Here is a 22083-nt window from a genome sequence, read left to right as displayed (position 1 = left end):
CGGCAACCGGCTCACAGCCGCATCGCGAACGCGCGCAGCGCTTCGACCACGTGCGTGATCGAGTCCAGCGTGCGTTCCAGCCCGTCGTCGGCGCGGCGCAGGTCCGCGGGCACGACCGTCTCCGGGTTGTCCGGGTCCAGCCGGGCCAGCGCCGCCCGCGTCTCCGACAGCGAACGCCTGCCCGTGGACAGCTGCCGCCGCGCCTCGTCCAGCTTCGCCTCGGTGGCGCGCACCGCGGCGAGCAGTTCGGTCAGCGACGACACGTCACAACCGCCCCGCCCAGCTCTCGGCCGAGTCGATGCTGCTGCGGATCGTGCCGCCCACCATCCGCAGGTTCTCCGTCGCCTCCACCAGCATGTTGCGCGCCATCAGGATCTCGTCCTGGCCGCTGCCCTGGATGGCCTGCGTCAGCATGTTCTGCGCCTCGTCCAGCGCGGAATGCGCCTGCTGGAGCGCGCCTATCGCCTCGTCGGCCTTCTGCTTGGCATGAGCAACTCCACTGCGAACATCGTCCACGCTCGCCATCTGCAGCCAACCTCCGGAGGGAGCTGATCGGGGTACGTCGATCCACAAGTTAGCGCCCGCCACTAGCCCGTTCGCGCGCAGGGCGGACGATGTTGATCAGAGGTGGTGACCGCGCCGAGGCCCCTCCGCGCGGTGCCGCCGCGCCCGCGGCGGACCTCCTCGGACGATCTCCAGCCGGTCATCCCGCGGGCTGCCGCTCCGCCGCGCCCGGAGCGGGTACGGCCGCGCTCAGCTCCACCGCGGCGATCCCGGACGGCGGTGTCGGCGCCGCCGACCACCGGGATTTCGCCGACCGTTCACGCACCTGCAACCGGGACCAGCCGCCGCCGCCCAGCACGCGCACCGCGTCCCGCACGATGTCCGCGGGCGCGCCCACCGACGGGCCGAGGTCCAGCACGATCCGCACCATCGGTGGTCGTTCCGTCCAGTCCACGATCGTCGAGTTCCGGGACAACCGGCTCGCCAACGCCCGGGCCGGCCACTCCGCGCCCGCCTTGCGCTCGGTCACCACGTCCACCAGCAGCTCCAGCCGCGGCCGCGGCCTGCCGTGCTCGTCCAGCTCGTCCACCACCGGTTCCGGTTCCGGCGCGGGCTCGTCCGGGTCGTCCACCGCCGGGCCGGCACCGGCCCCGCCGGGCAGCACCGAACCGGCCCACGCCTCCACCAGCAACCGCTCGCCGCCCGCCACCAGGGCGCCGAGCAGCTCCGGCTCGTCGATCACCGTCCACGCCGTCGGCGGCTCGCACGCCACCCGGTGCCCCGAGTAGCCCGGCCCCAGCTCGCGCAGGAAGTTCCGCACCGCGCGCGCCAGCGCCGCGGGGCCTGGCCGCTCGTCCGGCTCCGCGGCGGAACGACCGATCGTCACCGACCAGCAGCCCGGCTCCTCGTCGGAGCAGTCCCCGGATTCCACGATCCGGCCACCGACCCGGTGCAGCAGGGCGCGGCACGCGTCGCGTGCTGATCGGTCGTCGTCGGCGCCCACGACGACGGTGATGAGCAGTTCCAGCCCAGAGTTCTCAACCATCGCCGGGGCATTGTCTCGCATCCGGCACCCCGCGACGAAGGGTTGATCAGGTGAACCGCGTCGCCGCCCGGCTCACCCGGCAGCGGCCCACCCGACCCGGACGGCGGCCCCGGAGCCGTCCGGACGGGTGGTCCCGCCACCCGTTCGCACCTACCCGGGACGTGCGACGGCCCCGCCGCCCGAGGAGGACGGCGGGGCCGAACCGCGCGGTGGTCAGCCGCTGCTCGAACCGCCCCGCTGCTCGTCGGAGCGCTCGTGCTTGCCGCCGCCCGTGCGGTCCTGCACGTCGAACCGCTCCCGGCGCACCTCGTCCTGCACCGTCCGCTCCTCGGTCACGAGCTCGGTGCGCAGCCGCAGCCGCTCCACCGGCACCGTCTCCTTCGTGACCATCGGACGGTCCTCGTGCAGCACGACCTCCTGCTCGTCCTCGGCGAGCGAACCGGACCGGCCCATCGATCCGCGCTCCGACTCGGCGATCGGCTCCCGCTCGATGCGCACCTCTTCGTGGCTGATCGGCACCGTGACGGACTGCTGCTCGGTCACCACGTACTTGCGCACCCGCACCCGGCCGGTCTCGATCTGCTCGGTGTCGACCCGCAGCCGCTCCTCGGAGCGGGTCATCGACTTCATGCCCGCCGCGTCCCCGGCGGAGCCCGCCGTCGCGGAGCCGGACGTGGTCTTGCCGGTCGAGCCCTTCGTCGTCGCCGTGCCGCTGCCGGAACCCGCGGTGCCGGACTTCGCGGTGTCCCGCTCGGTGGCGCCGGTCGACGTGCGGCCCCCGGTCGTCGCGGCGCCGCCCGCGGCCGCCCCACCGGCCGCCATGCCGCCGGCCGCCGCGGTGCCCGACCCGGACTCGGTGGTGCCGCTCTGCTGCTGCGGCACGTCCCGCTGCTGCGGGGACGCCGAACCGCGGGCGAGGCCGTAGTAGTCGTAGAGGTCGTGGCCCTCCTTGTCCGACAGGTGGCCCTGCTCGGCGTCGACGCGCGGGGCGTCGCGCACCTTCTCCTTGGTCACCCCGACGTTGATCCCCTTCTCACCGCGCTCGGCGCCGGACAGGGGGACGAAGCTCTCCTTCGTGCCGAACATCCCGGTGCGGACCGTCACCCACTCCGGCTGGTGGTCGGCGTCGTCGACGTAAACGTTGCCGACCCGGCCGATCCGGTCGCCTTCCCGGTCGTACACCTCGCTGCCGATGAGGTCCTGTGCACGCTTGACGTCCTTCATGACTACCGCCTCACTCGTCTGCTGGGATCGCAGCCCGGGCTCGTCGCTCCGGCCGGGGAAGCGCGCCCGGCCGTTCGTGCGGTGCCGCGTACACCCGTGGTGCCCTGCTGGATTCGCCCGCAATCGGCGGTGCCGCCCACTTCGCTCGTGTGGGTGAGCACCCGGTGGGGGCGTTCGGCAGCTGGTCGTAGCGTTGCGTGCGAGCCAGTAGTAGCAGTCAGGCCGACGAGTGATCGCCGGTTCAGGTGTTGAGCTCGCGCCCCACGAACGTCAGCACCTCGTCGACGACCTCGGCCCGGTTCGTCTCGTTGAACAGCTCGTGCCGCGCGCCCGGGTAGATGTGCTCGTGGAAGTCCTGCCCGCGCACCCGGTCGATGCCCGTGCGGGTGTCGGCCTCCGGGACCAGCTCGTCCTCCTCGCCGTGCACCCACAGCGTCGGCACCCGCAGCACCGGGCCGTCGTTCACCGCCTCCAGGCAGCGGTCGATCATGTTCAACGTGCGGCGCTTGAACGAGCCGTGCCACACCAGCGGATCCGCCTCGTACGCCCGGCCCACCTCGGGGTCGCGGGACAACGTCGACGGATCGATCGGGGCCTGCGGGATCTCGTCGCACTCCAGCAGGTCCAGCACGTGCCAGGTGCCCAGCACCGGCCCGGACAGCACCACCGCGGCCAGCCCGTCCTGGTGCTCCTGCGCGAACCGCACCGCGAACAACCCGCCCAGCGAATGCCCGATCAGCACCACCGGCAGGTCCGGGTACCGGTCCGAGACCTCGCGGCGCACCGCCCCCAGATCGGCCACCACCTGCTCGGCGTCCCCGATCAGCACGCGCTCACCAGGGGATTCGCCGTGCCCGACCAGGTCCGGCGCCACCACCAGCGCCCGCGCCGCCACCAGCTGCTCGGCGAGCCACTCGTACCGGCCGGAGTGCTCGCCGTAGCCGTGCACCAGCAGCGCCACCCAGCCGGGGGCGCGCCCCGACCACTCGCGCACGAACAGCTCGCCCTGCGAACCCCCGACGGACCGCTGAATAGCCTCGATCATGGTTTCCACCCCAGCACAACCGCACCGGCAAGACCAGCACCCGCGATGAGCCTGTCACCTGGTCGTTCCGCGAAGGTGCCCGGCGCCGACGGCACCGGGCACGACGTCCGCACCGCGCTCAGGCGTGGTAGGCGCTGTTGTCGATCGATCCGAACCCGCACACCGAGCCCAGGTCCCAGCGCACCGTCAGCGGGTCCTCCTCGTCGGGCGGGGTCACCAGGGCGCGCGCCGGCTCCGGCTGGCACGGGCCCTGTTCCGACTCGCCCTCGTGCGGCACCGCGGTCCAGTGCAGCGTCGAGCTGGCCGACTCGCCGGGGGCCAGCCGCACCACCTGCGGGCCGGGGTTCGGCGTGCGCTCCAGCTGCGTCGGCAGCTGCTGGCCGTCCGCGCCGAGCAGCTGCATGCCGCCGTAGCCGTAGAGCGTGCAGGCCTCGCCGCTGGTGTTGGTGAGCGTGAGCTCCGCGTACCGCTGGCCCGCGCCGGAATCCCCGTGCCCCACCGCGCCGGACAGCTGCGAGGTGTGGCAGCGCTCCACCTGGTCGCGCGGTTCCGCCGCGGCCTGGCCGGAGGCGTCCGACCGGCTCTGCGCGGCCGTCGACGGATCGGCGTCGGAGGTCTCCGCCGGGGCGGGCTGCGCCTCCGAGGGGGTCGGCTGCGGGATGGTCGACGCCGGGGCGTCCGCGGTCGAGGCCACCTGCCCGGTCGGCGAACCGCAGGCGCCGAGCAGCACCGTGCCCAGTGCCGCGGCCGCGAGCGGGCCGATCCTCAGGCTCGCCCGGTTCGTCCTGCCCGGCTTCCTTGCGTCCAGTCGTTGCGAGAACACGGTTGCCCACCTCCATCGGCCGCCTCGTACGGCCCGTCGTCGTATCCGGTCCGCTGTTGTGAAGACGTTCGGCGCCACAGGTGGTTGCACGTCTTGCGCGGTCCGCCCGGAGTTCCCCCGGATGGAGGCGCCGCCGTGCGGGCCGCCCCCACTCTGCCGCCACCCGGTCGGGTTCGCGACCCGCGCGGCCGAGCATGATCGATTTCTACGGCGGTCGGCGGGCGACCTGATCGCTTTGGCGAAAACAGGACCGATCGGGTGGAGCTCTTGACCTGAACGGCGGAACTCGATGATCGTTGACCTTCGATACGTTGGCTGTGAGAACTGTCCCCGCCCGGCAGCGAAGATCGTTCCTCGCTTTCGGAAGAAATGCCGGCGCCGGGGTCGGCGGAACAGACCGAAGACCGAGACGAGACCGCCGATCCGGTTCGTGCGCCGCGACTCGCGCACCGGGCCGCATCCGGTGAAGTGAGGGGGTTCGGGGATGGCGAGCATTCCAGGAATCGACGTCGCGCGATATCAAGGAGAACCGGACTGGGCCGCGGTGCGCGGCGCCGGATTCGCCTTCACCTACATCAAGGCGACCGAAGGCGTCGGCTATGTGAGCCCGACGCTGGATTCGCAACTCGGCGGAGCTCGTGGGGCCGGCCTGGTGACCGGGCTGTACCACTTCGCCCGACCGGACACGAACTCGCCGCAGGCCGAAGCCGCGGACTTCGCGGGCCAGCTGGCCCGCACCGGCTCGGCCGGGCCGGGGAACCTGCCGCCGTGCCTGGACATGGAGACCGAGGCCGCCGACCTCGGCGCGTGGATCAAGGGGTTCGTGGACGCGCTGCGCGGGCACACGGGGCGCAACGAGGTCGTCGTGTACGCCTCGTCCACGTGGTTCAGCGACAAGCTGGCCACCGATTCGTGGGTCGACCCCGGGGTGTTCCTGTGGGTCGCGCACTACGGCCGCCCCGCGGGCCAGCCGGGCTTCCTCACCGACCGGGTGGCGATCCACCAGCACGCCTCCGACGGCGAGGTGCCGGGCATCGCCGGTGACACCGACCTGAACGTGTCGCTGGTGGACCTGCCGGTGCTGACCGGCGGCACCGAGGCGCCGCCCGCGCCGCCCGCCCCGCCCGCGCCCGAGACCTACGTGGTGCAGCCCGGGGACACGCTCTCCGGGATCGGCGCGAAGGTCGGTGTGGCTTGGCAGTCGATCGCCCAGGCCAACGGGATCACCGACCCGAACCTGATCTACGTCGGCCAGGTGCTGCGCATCCCGCGCTGACCCGGCTCAGGTGCTCAACGGCCCACCCGGACGGGTGGGCCGTTCGCCGGTGCGCGGTCAGGTGAGGACGGGGGCGCGGGCCAGCACCGCGCCCAGCCCGTAGGCCACGCCCATCACGCCCACCTCCACCGCCGCCCAGGTGATCAGCGCGGTGCGCCGGTGGCGTTCCACCAGCGGCAGCAGCCGGAACCGGGCGTGCCCGCCCAGCGCGGCCAGCAGCACCAGCAGCACCGCCTTGAGCAGCACGATCCGGCCGTACCCGGTGCTGATCAGTCCACCGAGCCCGGCGCCGGCGGTGGTGAGCTCGGTGCCGCCGTTGAACACCCCGGACGCCGCGACCAGCACGATCGCGCCGGTCGCCAGCTTCGAGTAGCGCGGCAGCGTGCTCGCCAGCAGACCGCGGCGCGGGGCGACGAACGCGGCGATCGCGGCCAGCCCGCCCGCCCACACGGCCGCGGCGAGCACGTGCAGCTGCACCGAGAGCATGCTCAGGTCGTGGTACTCCCAGTCGACGGCGTGCCCGGTCAGCGGCATCGGCAGCAGCCCGAGCAGCGCGAGCACCGCGCCCAGGTCGTCGGTGAGCCGGTCCGCGCCGTTCCCGCGGGCATCTCGGACGACCCCGGTGAGGCCGAGCGCCGCGCAGCCCGCGGCGCACCCCGCGCCCAGCGCCAGCGCCGCCCCGGCCGGGACGCCGCTGACGTAGCGGGCCACGTCCTCCGCGGTCGGGCTGCCGGTGGCGAGCTCGGCCGTGTACAGCCCGAGCAGCAGCAGCGAGCAGGCCAGCCAGCTCAGCGCCGTGACCACCGCGGCGCGCCGGGTCAGCGCGAGCAGGGCGCGGGCGCGGCCACCGCGGTCCGGGACCAGGCGGGGCAGCATGCCGAGTCCGACGGTGGCGACGGCGGCCACGTCGAGCAGCGCGCGGACGACCGGGGCGCCGTAGCGCACCGCGACCGCGGGATCGACCAGGCCGGGGACGTCGTCCGCGCCGACGTGCAGGGTCGCGGCCCAGGCCGCGGCCGCGGCCAGCAGTGCGGGAACGACGAGCAGCGCCGGGGCTGCTCGGGTCGAGCGGCCGACGCCGGTGCTGGGCCGCCGGGCGGGCGGGGAAGTGCGGCCGGTGGGATCGGGTTCGGGCGCGGTCCCGGGGTCGGCGGGCATCGCAGCATCGTCCCACCCCCGGCAGGTCCGGGGGAGCGGTCCGCGGCTCGCCGGGAACGGTTCAGGGTGTTGGTCCTATCACGATCCGCCGGTAAATAGTTGATCTTGTTTGTGCGGTCGTCGCCCGCTGGCGTGCGTTTATTCCTGCGGCGCAACGATCTGCGCGGTTCGCAACGGCTGCGGTGACCGCGGCGGGAAACCGCTGTTCGTTGTGTTGCTGACAAGCGTCTCAGGGGTCTTGTTCTACAGTCGTGCACGTGGATCAAGCGGGAGGTAATGAGTGGGCGGGGTATGTGGCGCATACCCCGCCGCTGCTCGTGCCCGCGGATTCCCCGGAGGTGTGCGCCGTCGAGCGACCGAACCGGCACCGCCCGCGTTCGACCGTTCACGGCACGCATTCCCGATATCCGGTTCGAGGCTTCCGCGGGGCGCCCGCGCGTTTCACGCGCGCGGGCCGTTCGCGGCTATTCGCTGATTGTTTCCCCGCGGGTTCTCGCGGAGCTGGAAGTCTTATCGCGCGGGCCGCGGTCGAACGGGACCAGCGGGGTCCGGGTGTCGAACGGGGTGGTCCGGGTGATCCCTTGCGCGGAACGGACGATGCCGGGGGCGGCGGGTCGTCGCTGCGGTGTTCGGTCGAATCGGGCGCCGGTGTCCAGGGCGAACCGGTCGGATCGTCGGAAGTGCGCCCGGGGGTGAGCGGGACGGGGCCATCATGGGGTGGCGGGCCCGGGATCGCGGGGCCGCGGGAGCGGCCCGGTGCGGCGGACGAGCCGGATCAGGGAAATTGAGGGTGTGCCCCGATGTGGGGCGAACCCGCGATGCGCGAGATTGAGCGGTGTGGACGAACAGCACGGGCTGCCGGCGGCAGCAGCGACCAGGGGTGGAGCCGGTGGACGTCCGTTCGCGGGCGTCGTCACCGGTGGTGCGCGCCCGGTCGCGCACCGCGCAGGCCGCGCCGGGCGGGGCCCGGCGAGGTCCGCGGCGCCCGGTGACCGGCAGGTGAGCTTCGTGGAGCGGGGTGCGCGGTGACCACACTCGCGGTGGCGCTGGCCGCGCTGGGCGCCTGCGGTTACGCCGTCGGCGCCCGGTTGCAGCACGGCGCGGTGCAGGACGCGATCGGCGACGACGGCTTGAAGGTGCGCAGCCAGGTGCGGCTGCTGCGCAACCAGCGATGGCTGCTGGGGCTGCTGGCGCTGGGCAGCGGGGCGCTGCTGCACGCCTGCGCGCTGGGGCTGGCGCCGCTGAGCGTCGTGCAGCCGGTCGGCGTGCTGGCGCTGCCGATCACCGTGCTGCTCAACGCCCGCCAGCAGGGCATCCGCACCCGCGACCTCAACGTGCACGTGGTGCTCTCGGTGCTGGCCGCGACCGGTGGCGTCGCGGCGTTCGTGTTCCTCGCGGCGGGCAGCGCGACCTCCACCCCGGTGATGCCGGACGACCAGCTGCTCGCCACTCAGCTGGTGGCGGGCACGGTGCTGGCGCTGGGCGTGGTCGGCCTGGTCACCAGGTCGAAGATCCGCTGCATGGCCTACGCGGCGGGCTGCGCCGTCGCCTACGGGCTGGTCTCGCTGCTGGTGCGGGCGCTGGTCCAGCAGTTCGGCAGCGCGCCGCTGCTGAGCATCAACCCGCTGCCGCTGGTCGTGATCGTGGTGGCGATGGCGGTGGGCGGCTGGTTGCTGCAGCACGGCTACGCGAGCGGCCCCCCGGACCTGGTCGTGGCCTGCCTGACCGTGATCGACCCGCTCGTGGCGGTGGGCCTGGGCATCGGGCTGCTGGGTGAGGCCGATGCCGTGGACGGTGCGACCGCGATCGGCGAGCTGCTGTGCGCCGTGATCGCCTGCGCAGGCGTGTTCGCGCTCGCGCGGCACCATCCGGACACCCAAGATCGGCGAGTGCAAGCAACCGTGACCGGCGACGGCGACGCCGACGTTCGGCGGATACGTTCTGACGGGAGTTCAACTTGACTTCGCAACCGTTCGGCGGAGATCGGCTGCGCATCGTGATCGGCGCGGTGATGTACCCGCCCGAGGTGAACGGTGCGGCGAACTTCGGCCACCGGCTCGCGACCGGGCTGGCCCGCCGCGGCCACGACGTGCACGTGATCTGCCACTCGGTGGACCGCAACGAGAGCACCGGCGTCGAGGACGGCGTGACGGTGCACCGCGTCGCGTCCTACCGGACCCCGGCGCACCCGACGTTCCGGGCGTGCCCGCCGTGGCAGGCCTCGTCGGTCGCCGACCGGTTGCTGCGCGAGATCCAGCCGGACATCGTGCACGTCCAGTCGCACTTCTTCATCGGCCGCGGCCTGATCAACGCCGCGCGCCGCCAGGGCATCGGGCTCATCGCCACCAACCACTTCATGCCGGAGAACATCTTCGGCTACGTGCGCATCCCGAAGGCCCTGCAGAAGGCGGGCGCGCGGTTGCTCTGGCACAACCTGATCAAGCACTACGGCAAGGCGCAGCTGGTGACCGCGCCCACGCCGCGCGCGGTGCAGCTGCTCCAGGACAACGGGTTCTCCCGGCCGGCGGTGCCGGTGTCCTGCGGCATCGACGTCGGGCGGTACCGGCGCCGGGCGCAGGAGCTGCGCAAGCAGGACCCGGACTCCGCGACCCGCACCGTCCTGTTCGTCGGCAGGCTCGACGAGGAGAAGCACATCGACGACCTGCTGCGGGCGATGGCGCTGCTCAAGACCGAGCACCCGACCCGCCTGGAGATCGTCGGCGACGGCAGCTGCCGCGAACCGCTGGGCGAGCTGGCGGCGGAGCTCGGCATCTCGGACCGGGTGCACTTCGCGGGCCTGGTCGACGAGGAGGAGCTGCTCGACGCCTACGCCAGGGCGGACCTGTTCTGCATGCCGAGCATCGCCGAGCTGCAGAGCCTCGCCACGATGGAGGCGATGTCCGCGATCACCCCGGTGGTGCTGGCGGACGCGATGGCGTTGCCGCACCTGGTCGAGGCGGGGGAGAACGGCTGGCTGTACCGGCCGCGGGACGTGCACGCCCTGGCGCACGCCATCGACGACGTGCTCGCGGACCGCGCCACCATCGACCGGATGGGCGCCGCCGGGGAGCGGCTGGTGAGCAGCAAGCACGACATCGACGCGGTGCTGGCCCGCTTCGAATCGATCTACCGGCACGCGCTCGCGCACGACGACGGGGTGACACCCGTCGAGCTGCCCGCCGAGCTGGCCAGCTGAGGAGCCACCATGAGCAGCAGAACACCGGCACCGGGCACCGCGGCGCACGAGCAGGAGCTGCGGCCGGAATCGCAGGTGGTGCGGATCCAGGGTTCGGGCCTGCACTTCTGGACCTACCGGTCGAGCGCTCCGGACGAGGCGCCGGAGGCCTCGGAGCCGCCGGAGACCTCGGCGGACGAGGAAGCGGACCGGCTGATCGTGATGGTGCACGGACTGCGCGGCACCCACCACGGGCTGGAGCCGATCGTGGCGCGGCTGGGCGGTGGTCGCACCGTCGTCGTCCCGGACCTGCCGGGGTTCGGCGACTCCGGGCCGATGACCGGGCGCGCGCACGACGTGCCCGGCTACGCCGACGCGATCATCGAGCTCATCGAGCACCTCGGCGGCCGGGACCGGCCGGTGGTGCTGCTCGGGCATTCCTTCGGTTCGATGGTGGCTGCGCACGTCGTCTCCCGTGGTCCGGAGTTGGTGGAGCGGCTGGTGCTGGTCAACCCGATCTCGACGCCCGCGCTGCGGGGGCCGCGGGTCGTGCTGTCCCGGCTGACTTCGCTGTACTACGCCCTGGGCACCGCGTTGCCGTCGCGGCTGGGGCGGGCGCTGCTGGCCAACCGGCTGGTGGTGTGGGGCACCGGACTGGCGATGCTGCGGACCCGCGACCCGGAGGTGCGCCGGTTCGTGCACGACAGCCACCAGCGCCACTTCTCCCGCTTCCACAGCCCGGCGCTGCTCGCCGAGACCTACGAGGCCTCGGTGACCGGCACGGTGGCCGACCACAGCGCGTCGCTGACGCTGCCGACGCTGCTGATCGCGGGGGAGTCCGACGACATCGCACCGCTGGCCGGGCAGCGCGAGCTCCTCGCGGGCCTGCCGGATGCCGAGCTGGTGGTGATCCCCGGCGTCGGGCACCTCGTGCACTACGAGACGCCGGCCGCCGCCGCGCACGCGATCGACCGCTTCTTGGGGGAGTCTTGAGCGCCCGGCCGACCGATCCGATCGAGCCGCACGAGCCGCACGAGCCGACGGGAACCACCGAACCGGCCGGAACCGCGGAACCCACCGGACACGCCGGACACGCCGGGACCGCCGGTACGCCGGGCCCCGACGAGTCCCGCGATCCGGCGGACGGGGACGGGGAGCTCCCCGCGGGCGGTGGGCGGCCCGCGCGGGTGTTCGTGGACGCCCGCTGGACGCGCACCGACGCGCACGACGGCATCAGCCGGTTCGGTGCGGAGCTGATCCGCGCGCTGCACGCCCTGCACCCGGTGACGATGCTGATCAACGACCGGCGCCAGCTCGCGCTGCTGCCGGCGGAAGTGCCGCACATCAAGATCAACAGCCCGTTCTCGATGCGGGAGCTGTCCCTGGCGAGCAGGCTGCACGCGCTGGGCGCGGACGTGGTGTTCAGCCCGATGCAGGTGATCGGCGGGTTCGGCCGACGCTACCGCCTGGTGCTCACGCTGCACGACCTCATCTACTACCGGCACCCGGAACCGCCCGGTTTCCTGCCGCTGCCGGTGCGGGTGATCTGGCGGCTGTACCACCGCGCCTACTGGCCGCAGCGGCTGCTGCTGAACCGGGCGGACGCGGTCGTCACGGTCAGCGAGACGACCGCGCGGCTCATCCGGCGCCACCGCCTGACCCGGCGGCCGGTGACGGTGGTGCCGAACGCGCCGTCCGGCCTGCCGGAGCCCGTCGACGCCGAGCAGGCCCCCGCCGGGCAGGTCCGCGAACTGGTCTACATGGGTTCGTTCATGCCCTACAAGGACGTCGAGACGCTGATCGCGGGGATGGGATCGCTGCCCGGGTACCGCCTGCACCTGCTGAGCCGCATCGCCCCCGCCCGGGAGGCGGAGCTGCGCGCCCAGGTGCCGCCCGGTTCGGACGTGGTGTTCTGGAACGGCATCGACGAGGACGCCTACCGGACGCTGCTGCGCGGGGCGGCGGCGCTGGTGACGGCCTCGCGGGACGAGGGCTTCGGGTTGCCGATCATCGAGGCGATGCATGCCGGAACTCCTGTCGTGTGCAGCGATCTGGAGATCTTCCGCGAGGTGACGGGTGGTCACGCCCGGTTCTTCCCGGTCGGAGACGTCGCGGCCTTCGTCGCGGCGGTGCGCGAGGTGGACGATCCCGAGCAGCGCGCCGAACTGGTGCGCGGCGGCTGCGAGCAGGCCGCTCGGTTCACCTGGGAGAGCTCGGCCCGGCGGCTGCTGCGCGTGCTGGTGCCGGGCGCGGCGGGAACGGCCGGGTCGGCGGGCGGTGCGCCCGCCGACGCCGGATCAGCGTGACCAGATCTTGATCGCTCGCGGCACGTAGTCGGACCGCGGCGCGCGCGAACCGGACGGGTAGGTGGCGAAGTCCGCGTGCGTGTCGCAGTCCGGGTCCTGGTACACCGTGACGGGCTTCCCGGTCTGGTTGGCGAAGGACTTCACCTCGGGCTCGGCCGGGAGCGCGACGCACTCCTCCACGGCGGTCGCGCGCAGTTCGGCGCGGTGTGGTTCGCCCTGGAGTTCGACGTGCGGGTAGGCGCAGAACGCGCCGTCCTGGCAGGGGACCGGTGTCGCGGGACCCGCGTTCGCGGCTCCGCCGAGGCCGCCCAGCGCGATGCCCAGCGCCAGCAACGGGATCAGCGCGGAGCGCCCTCTGGTCCACAGTGGACGAGTTCGGCGACGCGGTTCCGAGATCGTGGTGGCGGCAGCGGACATGCTGGATCTCCTTTCACAGCAAGGGGAATTCGGAAGAGGTGTCCTGTCGGCCCAAGACGTGGCCCGGACTAGATCCAGATTCCCGAAACCGTGGTGCGAGCGCCAGCACTTCAGCTGGATACACCCCGACCGAGTGGATTTCCGGTCTGCCGCCGCGAAGTGGCGGCGGCAGACCGGAGAACCCGGTTCAGCCGCGCGGCCGGCTCACCAGCGCGCGGGTCACCCGCACCGCGCCCTGCCGCACCGCGCGCTCGACCGCCCACCGCCGGGCGCGGAACTCCGCGATCGGCAGCGAGATCGCCACCGACGCGGTCACGCAGCCCGCCGGGTCGAACACCGGCGAGGCCATGCACGCCAGCCCCGGCTGGAACTCCGCGATCTCCAAGGCGATCTGCGACTGCCGCACGTGCGAGAGGTGCTCCTCCAGCGCCTCCCGGGTGCGGATCGTCGACGGCGTGCACGGCGTCATCCCGGCCTGCTCCAGGTACCGCGCCCGCTGCTGCTGCTCCATCGCCGCCAGCATGATCTTGCCGAAGGCCGTGGCGTGCGAGGCCTGGTGGAACCCCACGTCCAACGGCTGCACCCGAGGACGCCGGTCGGAGTCCTCCACGTGCGCGATGACCACCTCGGTGTCCCGGTAGATCGCGTAGTACGCGGCGGCGTCCGCGTGCTGGTGCAACCGGCGGATCGCCGCGGCGATCTCCGGCGGCACCGCGAGCTGCCGGGACAGGGCCTGCCCGAGGAAGCGGGCCTTGTAGCCCAGCGCGAACACCTTCTGGTCGGTCAGGTGCACCACGTGCCCGGCCTCCACCAGCGTCGTCAGCAGGTGGTACGTCGTCGGCAACGTCAGGTCGAGCTGGGCGGCGAGGGACTTGGCGCTCACCCCGCACGGGGAGGCCGCGATCGCCTCCAGCACGCGCAGTGCGCGGCCCACCGACTGCAACGTCCCCGCCGGCGCCTTGGCGCCGTTGTGCTGCGGATTCCGTCCGCCGGTGGGCAGCGCGTCCATGCTCCTCAATGTAGGCCAGGCCGGGCGGTTCCCCCGCCGGGCCCGTACCGGGTGTCGAGCAGGCCACGACACCAGCCGGCGTTGCCCTCGATGCTGACCCGCGTGGTGCGGGCGAACCGCAACCGCGCGGACAGCCCTTCGACGGGCACGGGTGCGCCGTCGTCGTCGACCAGCAGCGGGGCGTCCGGCCCGGACGGCAGGCCCAGCTGGTCCCGCCGCCTGCGCAGCCGGTCCAGCGCCTGGCTCGGCGGCAGGTTGCCGAGCCGCACCTGCACCAGCTGCTCCAGCCCGGTGCCCGAGCGCAGCAGCTGCTGGGCCACCTGCTCCTGGTAGGCCAGGTGCGCCTTGCGCAGGAACGTGGTGCGCAGCTCCTCCAGCTCACCGGCCGCCAGCCCGGGGAACGCGGCGTCGAAACCGTCCCCGGCCGCGACGCCCGCGTTGATCTCCTCGGACGCGAAGTGGTCCAGCAACCGCACCCGCACCCGCCGCACCCACGGCAGCTCCGCCACCGCGTCGTGCGCGTCGGCGACCATCAAATAGGCGAAGTTCGGCGCGCAGAAGTACGTGGGCAGCCGCAGGTCGACCTGCACGTCCGAGCGGTCCACCGCCACCCGCGACACGAACTCCAGGTCGGTGACCGGCTGGTCCAGCTCCGGGTCGAGCACCGCGTCCAGCGCCCGCCACACCTCGGTCTCCAGGTTCACGGCCGTGGTCATGACGACAGCACCTCCTGGTTCAGCTCGGAGGCGACCGGTTCGCGGCCGGCCGGGACCTCGGGTTCCGCGGCGCGCATCTCCGCGGGCACCTCGATGTCGTAGAGCCGCGCCGCGTTCAGGCCGAGGATCTTGCGCTTGACGTCGGTGGTCAGCACCCCGTACTCGTCCTGCATGTCCTCCGGGATCTGGAAGTCCACGAACTGCTCCACCAGCCACTTCGGCGTCCAGATCGCGTAGTCGCTGGAGAAGGTGATCCGGTTCTCGTCCAGCCAGAACAGCAGCTCACCGATGATCTGGGCGAAGTAGCGCGGCCGGTGGTGCATGAACGCCATGGCCACCGCGAGTCCGCCGTAGACGTTGGGCTCCTGGGTGGCGATCCAGCAGAAGTCCTCCAGCCGCGGCAGCCCGACGTGCTCCACGATGAAGTTCAGCTCCGGGAACGCCGAGGCCACGTCGTCGACGTCGGCCACGTCGAACGCGTCCCGGTTCAGCGGGTAGATCGTCGGTCCCTTGTGGATGTGGATGTTGCGGATGCCCAGCTCCTGGCACTTCTCCAGGTACCGGTACGACCACGGGTCGGTCAGCTTCCAGCCCTTGGACTCGCCCTTCCACTCCGCGGTGTAGAGCTTGGTGCCCTTGAGCTGCCAGCGCTCCGCCAGCCGTTCCAGCGCGCCCAGCCCGGCCTCGCCGTCCCGCGGGTCCCAGCCGCCGTTCACGATGAACTTGTCCGGGTGCTTCTCGGCGAGCGCACCGTCCTGCTCGGTGGTGTTGAAGCCGTTGACGAAGAAGTCGGTGAGGTAGGTCGGCTGGAAGATGGCCTTGTCGACGTACCCGACCTCGAACAGGTCGTGGAGGATCTTCTCCTCGCTCTGCTTCTGGAACTGCTCGTGCGTCCAGATCTCCGACTCCGGGCTCAGGTTCCGGTGGTAGTCGAAGAAGCAGTTCAGGAAGCCCTCGCCGTAGCGGTTGGCCTGGTTGGCCGGCGTCCCGTCCCACGCGTGGATGTGGCTGTCGACGATGAAGTACTTCGTTCCGTCCTTCTCATACATGGCGAACCTCCGTGGTGGGGCGGGTCAGGGGACGAGGATGGCGCGGCCGCCGGGGATGCGACCCGAGTCGAGGTCGTCGAGCGCGTCCAGCGCGGCGTCGAGCGGGTAGGTGCGGGTGCGCAGCGAGACCTTGCCCTGCGCGGTGAGCGTCATCAGCTCGTCGAGGTCGAGGTACGAGCCGACGAGGTTGCCGACCACGTTGATCTCGCGGGAGATGACGTCGATGGTGGGCACGTCGAGCCGGCCGCCGTAGCCGATGACGAAGTACGAACCGGCGTCGCGGGTCATCGCGATCCCGTCCGCCTCGGTGCCGTTCTCGCCGACGAAGTCGAGCACCACCTCGGCGCCCTTCCCGCCGGTGATGTCCCGGACCGCGTCGACCTGCCCGCCGTCGGCCCGGACGGCGTGGTGCGCGCCGAGCTGCTCGGCCAGCCGCAGCGCCTCCGGCGAGCGGTCCACCACGGTGATCTCGGCCGGGGTCAGCGCGACCAGGGACTGCAACCCGATGTGGCCGAGCCCGCCCGCGCCGATCACCACCACGTGCGCGCCCGGGTGCAGCAGCGGCACCGCCTTGCGCACCGCGTGGTAGGCGGTGAGCCCGGCGTCGGCGAGCGCGGCCACCTCGGCGGGTTCCAGCCCGTCGTCCAGCTTGACGACCGAGCGGGCGTTCGTGCGCAGCAGCTCCGCCATGCCCCCGTCGGTGTCGATGCCGGGGAACAGCGAGTTCTCGCAGTGCACGTCGTCCCCACCGCGGCAGGGACGGCACAGGCCGCAGGTGACCAGCGGGTGCAGGATGACCTTGTCACCGGGCCGCACGTTGCTCACGGCGCTGCCGACCTCGCGGACCGTTCCCGCGTTCTCGTGCCCGATGACGTAGGGCAGCGCGACGCCGCTCTTGTCGGCCCACTGCCCTTCGATGATGTGCAGGTCGGTGCGGCACACGCCCGCCGCCCCGACTTCGACCAGCACGTCCAGCGGTTCCCGCACGGCCGGATCGGGAACCGATTCGACCACGGGTCTCTCGCCGTAGGCGTGCACTCTGACCGCTCGCAACACGGACTCCTCTCCGTTGAGCTGTGTCCTGGTTCACAGGCTGGCCGGAACGTCCCGCGACGTGGAAGAGGCGTTGTCAGATGCTGATAACCGCATGTCCGCCACCTGGTGGCGGCAGGTCCTTGAGCGGTTCAGCCCAACGTCCACCGCCGAACGCGGGAGCGGTCGCCCGCGGACTGGTGTCGGGGATGGCGCGGCGGCCTATAGTTCGCAGAGCTTCCGACCGGGTGAGCAGAGGAGTCGCTGGTGGCGTTCGACGCCGATGTCATCGTGGTGGGTGCCGGACTGGCCGGACTGGTCGCGACCGCCGAGCTGGCCGACGCCGGCCGCCGCGTGCTGCTGCTCGACCAGGAACCCGAGGCCTCGCTGGGCGGGCAGGCGCACTGGTCCTTCGGCGGCCTGTTCCTGGTGGACTCCCCGGAGCAGCGCAGGCTCGGCGTGCGCGACTCCCGCGAGCTGGCCTGGCAGGACTGGCAGGGCACCGCCGGGTTCGACCGCGCCGACGACCACTGGCCGCGCCGCTGGGCCGAGGCCTACGTGGACTTCGCCGCCGGGGAGAAGCGGTCCTGGCTGCGGCAGCAGGGGCTGTCGCTGTTCCCGCTGGTGCAGTGGGCCGAGCGCGGCGGATCGCTGGCCACCGGGCACGGCAACTCGGTGCCCCGCTTCCACATCACCTGGGGGACCGGGCCCGGCGTGCTGGAGCCGTTCCTGCGCCGCGTGCGCGCCGCCGAGGAGCGCGGCCGGGTGGAGCTGCGCTTCCGGCACCGGGTCACCGGGCTGACCACCACCGGCGGTGCCGTGGACGGGGTGCGCGGCGAGGTGCTGGAAGCCAGCGGGGTGTCCCGCGGCCAGCGCAGCTCCCGCACCGCGATCGGCGAGTTCGACCTGCGCGCGCAGGCCGTCGTGGTCACCTCCGGCGGCATCGGCGCGAACCTGGACCTGGTGCGGCGGAACTGGCCCGCGCGGCTCGGACCCGCCCCGGAGAAGATGATCGCCGGGGTGCCCGACCACGTGGACGGGCGGATGCTGGAGGTCGTCGGCGACACCGGTGGCCGCATCATCAACTCCGACCGGATGTGGCACTACACCGAAGGAATCCGCAACTACGATCCGGTGTGGACCGACCACGGCATCCGCATCCTGCCGGGACCGTCCTCGTTCTGGATCGACGCGCTCGGCCGCAGGCTGCCGCCGCCGCTGTTCCCCGGTGCGGACACCCTGGCGACCCTGGCGCACATCGGCTCCACCGGCCACGACCACACCTGGTTCGTGCTCAACCGGCGCATCATCAGCCGCGAGTTCGCGCTGTCCGGTTCGGAGCAGAACCCCGACCTCACCGGCCGCAGCGTCGCCGAGGTGCTCGCCCGCGGCGGGGAGGTGACGCCGGGCCCGGTCGCCGAGTTCGTCAAGCGCGGCGCCGACTTCGTCACCCGGCGCACACTGCCGGAGCTGGTGCGCGGCATGAACGAGCTGACCGGCGCGGACCTGATCGACGCCGAGCGGCTGGAGCGGGACATCGCGGCGCGGGACCGGCAGGTCACCTCCGGGCTGGGCAAGGACGCGCAGGTCTCGCTGATCCGCGCCGCCCGGCACTACAGCGTGGACCGGCTGGTGCGGGTCGCCCCGCCGCACCGGTTGCTGGACCCGGCGGCGGGTCCGCTGGTGGCGGTCCGGCTGTCGCTGCTGACCCGCAAGACCCTCGGCGGGGTCGAGACGGACCTGGACGCGCGGGTCATCGGCGCGGGCGGCTCGCCGCTGCCGGGGCTGTACGCGGCCGGTGAGGTGGCCGGGTTCGGCGGCGGTGGCATGCACGGGTACCGCTCGCTGGAGGGGACCTTCCTCGGCGGCTGCCTGTTCTCCGGGCGCGCCGCCGGGCGGGCGGCCGCGCGGGCCACCGCCTGACCGGCCCGGTCCCCGCGGCGGTCACAGGAAGCAGGAGCTGACGTAGCCGGTGACCCGGGTGCGCCGGTCCAGCACCTGCGCCCAGGTGTGCCGCGTGCGGCCGTCCGGGCAGGTCACCCGCTCGCCCTCGACCTCCCGGCGCTGCACCACCCGATCGCCCGGGTTGCCGACGCCCACCACCACCGACGACGTGCCGGGACCGGCCCGCAGGTTCACCCCCGGCACGCGGAAGTCCTCGGCGCGGTCGGGACCGGCGTCCCGGCTCAGCTCGGCGAGCCGCTGGCCGAATTCGAAGACGAAGTGCGCGACTCCGGCCCCCAGGCCGTGCACTTGCAGCACCAGTGCGGCGACTCCCGCCAGCACGGCGTTCCGGATCGTGTGCATGATTTTCCCCCTGGCTCCCGCGCCGGGCCGAACGCTCCCGGCCGGGAGTTTCGCGAAGAGATCGTTCCGACGTTTCCCCCGTAGCCGAACCAATCAACGCGCCGTTCATCTTATCGGCCGCGGAGGGTTCGCCGGGAGTGTCCGATCGTGTGCTTCGGGGAATGCGCCGACGCCTGCCGAACTCCGAAAAGAATTCGCGCTAGGACAGCGGTGAGCGATCACGATTACTTCGCCAGTGTCCACGATGCGGTGAACTGAATCGTCAGGTTCACCGCTGAGTGACCACATCGCGGTGGCGGTTAAGCTTCCCGCCGAGCGCGGCGGCATTCCGGCGAGCCCGCCGCGGGCCGACGCGGAACCGTGCCGCCGAGCCGGAGCGGACCGGAGGAAACGATGGACGACGCGGATCCCTGGGACGGTTTGGCCGTTCCCGCCGGGTTGTGCCGGTACTGCGAGCACCCCTCGCTGAACCGCACGCGACGAGGCGTCACGTACATGCGGTGCACCCGAGCCGGATGGGATGAGCGGATTCCGCGCTATCCGGGGCTGCCGGTCGCGGAATGCGTCGGATTCGAACCCCGGACGGGCTCCTGACGACCGCTCCGGGGGAAAGCGGCGCCGTCCGGGCCGGCTCGGACGCGCCCGGAGCCGCACCTCCGGACGCCCGCGGGAGCGGGTCAGCCCTTGCCCGCGCCGATCCCGGTCAGCGAGCGGACCTCCATCTCGGCCCGCCGGTCCTCATCGGGCGTCTCCTCGCTGAACAGCGTGCCGATCGCGGCGAACAGGAACGAGATCGGGATGGACACGATGCCCGGGTTGCGCAGCGGGAACAGCGCGAAGTCCACCCCGGGGAAGATGGAGTCCGGCGAGCCGGAGACCACCGGGGACAGCACGACCAGCACCAGGCAGGACACCAGTCCGCTGTAGATCCCCCACAAGGTTCCCGAGGTGTTGAACCGCCGCCAGAACAGCGAGTACAGCAGCGTGGACAGGTTCGCCGAGGCCGCGAACGCGAACGCCAGCCCCACCAGGAACGCGATGTTCTGCCCGTTGACGGCGATGCCGCCCAGGATCGACACCCCGCCGATGGCCAGCGCCGTGTACCGCGCGACCCGCACGACCTGGCCGGAGTCGGCGTTGCCGTCCCGGATCAGGTTCGCGTAGATGTCGTGGGCGAACGAGGCCGACGCGGTCAGGGTGAGCCCGGCGACCACCGCGAGGATGGTCGCGAACGCGACCGCGGCCACGATGCCCAGCAGGAACGTGCCGCCCACCTGGTAGGCCAGCAGCGGGGCCGCCGAGTTCTCCCCGCCGGGGGCGTCGAGGATGGTCGGGGTGCCGACCAGCGCCGCCGCGCCGAACCCGATGATCAGGGTGCACAGGTAGAACGCGGACATCGTCCACACCGCCCACACGACCGAGCGGCGGGCCTCCTTCGCGTTCGGCACCGTGTAGAAGCGCATCAGCACGTGCGGCAGCCCGCCGACGCCGAGCACCAGGGCCAGCGACAGCGAGACGAAGTCCAACCTGGTCATCGAGGACAGCCCGTACTGCACGCCCGGCGCGAAGATGTCCCGGCCGTTCGGGTTGTTCTCGGCGGCGTGGACCAGCAGCTTCGACGGGTCGTAGCCGAACTTCCCGATCAGGAAGATCGTCATCATCCCGACGCAGAGGAACAGCAGCGCGGCCTTCACGATCTGCACCCACGTGGTGCCCTTCATGCCGCCGACCAGCACGTACAGCACCATGACGACGCCGACGACGGCGATGACGATCGCCTGGCCGCCCGCGCCGTGCACGTCGAGCAGCAGGGCCACGAGCCCGCCGGCTCCGGCCATCTGCGCGATCATGTAGACGAAGGTGATGGCCAGCGTGGAGACGGCGGCCGCGGCGCGGACCGGGCGCTTGCGCATCCGGAAGCTGAGCACGTCGCCCATGGTGAACCGGCCGGTGTTGCGCATCCGCTCGGCGATGAGCAGCAGGTTGATCAGCCAGGCGACCAGGAATCCGATGGAGTACAGGAAGCCGTCGTAGCCGTGCACCGCGATCGCCCCGGCGATGCCGAGGAACGAGGCGGCGGAGAGGAAGTCGCCGGAGAGCGCGATGCCGTTCTGCGCGCCGGTGAACGAGCCGCCCGCGGCGAAGTAGTCGGCGGTGGTGCTGCGGCGGCTGCTGACCCGGTAGACGAGGAACAGCGTGAGCAGCACGAACCCGGCGAAGATCGCCGTGTTGACCGCGGGCCCGTCGGCGGGCAGCAGCGAGCCGCCCGGGGAGTCCTGCGCGACGGCGGGGAGGGGGTGGTTCATCGCCGGTCACCGTCCGCGGCCGGTGCGGTGGAGGCGTCCACTTCGGCGCGCAGCTCTTCGACGAGGGGGTCGACGGAGCGTTCGGCGAAGCGGACGTAGGCGGTGGTGATGAGCACCGTGGACACGAACTGCCCGATTCCGAGCAGCAACCCGATGTTGATCAATCCGAGCACGGGGCGGGCCATCAGCTCGGTCTGATAGGCGGCGAGCAGGACGTAGCCGAGGTACCAGACGAGGAATAACGCGGTCATCGGAAATACGAACCTGATCACCTTCCGGCGCAGGTCGTGGAATTCGGCGCTGGACGCGATGGCCGGGTAATCCGGACCGGTTCGTAGCGTGATGTCGGTGCTGCGCTCGATTCCGGCGAAGGGTTTCGGGGTTTGCCTCCGCGCCCGGTGCTGCGGGTAAGCGCGTATTGCGGTTTGAGTGGCGTCGCTCATGCTTCCTTCCCGGAAGTTCTCTGTTCGGGTCGGTCGGAACTCGGGGGACCCGGTGGATGCGATGTCGAAGCTCAGCGGCGGCGAAGTTAACCACCTCTCTGCCGCAATTGGGAAGAGATGTCGCCACACAGGATGACGAGTCGATCACGAAGAGTGATGAACGTGGGGTGCCTCAGGCGTCCCGTGACACGTCCGGTTGAACCTCGACCACACGGCTGCTCGCGGCGGCGAAGGTTTTCCGGGAGCGC

At 72.2% G+C, this 22083-nt stretch carries 21 protein-coding genes; 6 read left to right on the top strand and 15 right to left on the bottom strand.

The features are described from left to right. Positions 1-11: 11 nt before the first annotated feature. The 6 genes from H1226_RS25645 to H1226_RS25620 all read right to left on the bottom strand — a co-directional run bounded on the left by H1226_RS25645 (position 12) and on the right by H1226_RS25620 (position 4641). Positions 12-263: a hypothetical protein gene (locus tag H1226_RS25645; protein ID WP_224956613.1), complete on the bottom strand. Its 252-nt coding sequence runs from the start codon at positions 261-263 to the stop codon at positions 12-14. Position 264: 1 nt separating this feature from the next. After that, a complete protein-coding gene (locus H1226_RS25640; protein ID WP_224956612.1) occupies positions 265-525 on the bottom strand; it encodes a hypothetical protein in 261 nt (86 codons plus the stop codon). A 178-nt stretch (positions 526-703) separates the two neighbouring features. Continuing rightward, the gene (locus H1226_RS25635) at positions 704-1549 is read right to left on the bottom strand and encodes a serine/threonine-protein kinase (protein ID WP_258343541.1); all 846 of its coding nucleotides are present in this window, start codon (positions 1547-1549) and stop codon (positions 704-706) included. A 213-nt stretch (positions 1550-1762) separates the two neighbouring features. Next, positions 1763-2773: a PRC and DUF2382 domain-containing protein gene (locus H1226_RS25630; protein ID WP_258343538.1), complete on the bottom strand. Its 1011-nt coding sequence runs from the start codon at positions 2771-2773 to the stop codon at positions 1763-1765. 241 nt (positions 2774-3014) lie between these two features. Beyond that, a complete protein-coding gene (locus H1226_RS25625) occupies positions 3015-3818 on the bottom strand; it encodes an alpha/beta hydrolase (protein ID WP_258343536.1) in 804 nt (267 codons plus the stop codon). Positions 3819-3936: 118 nt separating this feature from the next. Further along, complete coding sequence (locus H1226_RS25620; protein ID WP_224956605.1) at positions 3937-4641, bottom strand: DUF4232 domain-containing protein; 705 nt, start codon at positions 4639-4641, stop codon at positions 3937-3939. 484 nt (positions 4642-5125) lie between these two features. Between H1226_RS25620 and H1226_RS25615 the strand changes: the two genes are divergently transcribed. Continuing rightward, the gene (locus H1226_RS25615; protein WP_258343533.1) at positions 5126-5917 is read left to right on the top strand and encodes a GH25 family lysozyme; all 792 of its coding nucleotides are present in this window, start codon (positions 5126-5128) and stop codon (positions 5915-5917) included. Positions 5918-5974: 57 nt separating this feature from the next. Here the strand turns inward: H1226_RS25615 and H1226_RS25610 are convergent, their stop codons facing one another. After that, positions 5975-7075 carry a CopD family protein gene (locus H1226_RS25610; protein ID WP_258343521.1) on the bottom strand — a complete coding sequence of 367 codons (1101 nt, stop codon included), beginning with the start codon at positions 7073-7075 and terminating at the stop codon, positions 5975-5977. 1025 nt (positions 7076-8100) lie between these two features. On the opposite strand from H1226_RS25610, the gene H1226_RS25605 reads away from it, so the two are divergent. From H1226_RS25605 to H1226_RS25590, 4 genes are read left to right on the top strand one after another with little or no spacing between them, the layout of a single operon-like run. Further along, positions 8101-9036: a DMT family protein gene (locus tag H1226_RS25605; protein WP_258343519.1), complete on the top strand. Its 936-nt coding sequence runs from the start codon at positions 8101-8103 to the stop codon at positions 9034-9036. After that, positions 9033-10271, top strand: coding sequence for a glycosyltransferase (locus tag H1226_RS25600; protein ID WP_224963114.1), 1239 nt, complete (start codon positions 9033-9035; stop codon positions 10269-10271). Before H1226_RS25605 ends, H1226_RS25600 begins: the two co-directional genes overlap by 4 nt. 9 nt (positions 10272-10280) lie before the next feature. Next, complete coding sequence (locus tag H1226_RS25595) at positions 10281-11243, top strand: alpha/beta fold hydrolase (RefSeq protein ID WP_258343518.1); 963 nt, start codon at positions 10281-10283, stop codon at positions 11241-11243. Next, positions 11240-12556 (top strand): glycosyltransferase family 4 protein, encoded by a 1317-nt coding sequence (locus H1226_RS25590; RefSeq protein ID WP_258343516.1) that lies wholly within the window; start codon positions 11240-11242, stop codon positions 12554-12556. The genes H1226_RS25595 and H1226_RS25590 overlap by 4 nt, the downstream gene beginning before the upstream one ends. On the opposite strand, the gene H1226_RS25585 is transcribed toward H1226_RS25590, so the two are convergent. The 5 genes from H1226_RS25585 to H1226_RS25565 form a co-directional block, all read right to left on the bottom strand. Then, on the bottom strand, positions 12548-12973 hold the full coding sequence (locus H1226_RS25585; RefSeq protein ID WP_258343514.1) for a peptidase inhibitor family I36 protein: 426 nt from the start codon (positions 12971-12973) through the stop codon (positions 12548-12550). The genes H1226_RS25590 and H1226_RS25585 overlap by 9 nt on opposite strands. A gap of 187 nt (positions 12974-13160) precedes the next feature. Further along, the gene (locus H1226_RS25580; protein WP_258343513.1) at positions 13161-13982 is read right to left on the bottom strand and encodes an IclR family transcriptional regulator; all 822 of its coding nucleotides are present in this window, start codon (positions 13980-13982) and stop codon (positions 13161-13163) included. 5 nt (positions 13983-13987) lie between these two features. Continuing rightward, complete coding sequence (locus tag H1226_RS25575; protein ID WP_258343512.1) at positions 13988-14698, bottom strand: iron-sulfur cluster assembly protein; 711 nt, start codon at positions 14696-14698, stop codon at positions 13988-13990. Next, positions 14695-15747, bottom strand: a complete 1053-nt coding sequence (locus H1226_RS25570; protein ID WP_258343509.1) for an amidohydrolase family protein — start codon at positions 15745-15747, stop codon at positions 14695-14697. The genes H1226_RS25575 and H1226_RS25570 overlap by 4 nt, the downstream gene beginning before the upstream one ends. A gap of 24 nt (positions 15748-15771) precedes the next feature. After that, positions 15772-16800, bottom strand: coding sequence for an NAD(P)-dependent alcohol dehydrogenase (locus H1226_RS25565; RefSeq protein WP_258343508.1), 1029 nt, complete (start codon positions 16798-16800; stop codon positions 15772-15774). A 246-nt stretch (positions 16801-17046) separates the two neighbouring features. Here H1226_RS25565 and H1226_RS25560 point away from each other — a divergent pair, with 246 nt between their 5' ends. Further along, positions 17047-18702, top strand: coding sequence for an FAD-binding dehydrogenase (locus H1226_RS25560; protein WP_258343507.1), 1656 nt, complete (start codon positions 17047-17049; stop codon positions 18700-18702). Positions 18703-18723: 21 nt separating this feature from the next. Here the strand turns inward: H1226_RS25560 and H1226_RS25555 are convergent, their stop codons facing one another. The 3 genes from H1226_RS25555 to H1226_RS25545 all read right to left on the bottom strand — a co-directional run bounded on the left by H1226_RS25555 (position 18724) and on the right by H1226_RS25545 (position 21835). Beyond that, positions 18724-19086 carry an SH3 domain-containing protein gene (locus tag H1226_RS25555; RefSeq protein ID WP_258343506.1) on the bottom strand — a complete coding sequence of 121 codons (363 nt, stop codon included), beginning with the start codon at positions 19084-19086 and terminating at the stop codon, positions 18724-18726. Positions 19087-19763: 677 nt separating this feature from the next. Then, a complete protein-coding gene (locus tag H1226_RS25550; RefSeq protein ID WP_224961907.1) occupies positions 19764-21392 on the bottom strand; it encodes a solute symporter family protein in 1629 nt (542 codons plus the stop codon). Then, entirely contained in the window at positions 21389-21835 is a 447-nt protein-coding gene (locus H1226_RS25545; RefSeq protein WP_258343505.1) for a DUF485 domain-containing protein, read from the bottom strand. The genes H1226_RS25550 and H1226_RS25545 overlap by 4 nt, the downstream gene beginning before the upstream one ends. Positions 21836-22083 lie beyond the last annotated feature (248 nt).

Origin of the sequence: Saccharopolyspora gregorii (genome assembly GCF_024734405.1) — a bacterium.
GTDB classification, from domain to species: domain Bacteria; phylum Actinomycetota; class Actinomycetes; order Mycobacteriales; family Pseudonocardiaceae; genus Saccharopolyspora_C; species Saccharopolyspora_C gregorii.
This window is presented reverse-complemented; position numbering and strand designations above follow the sequence as displayed.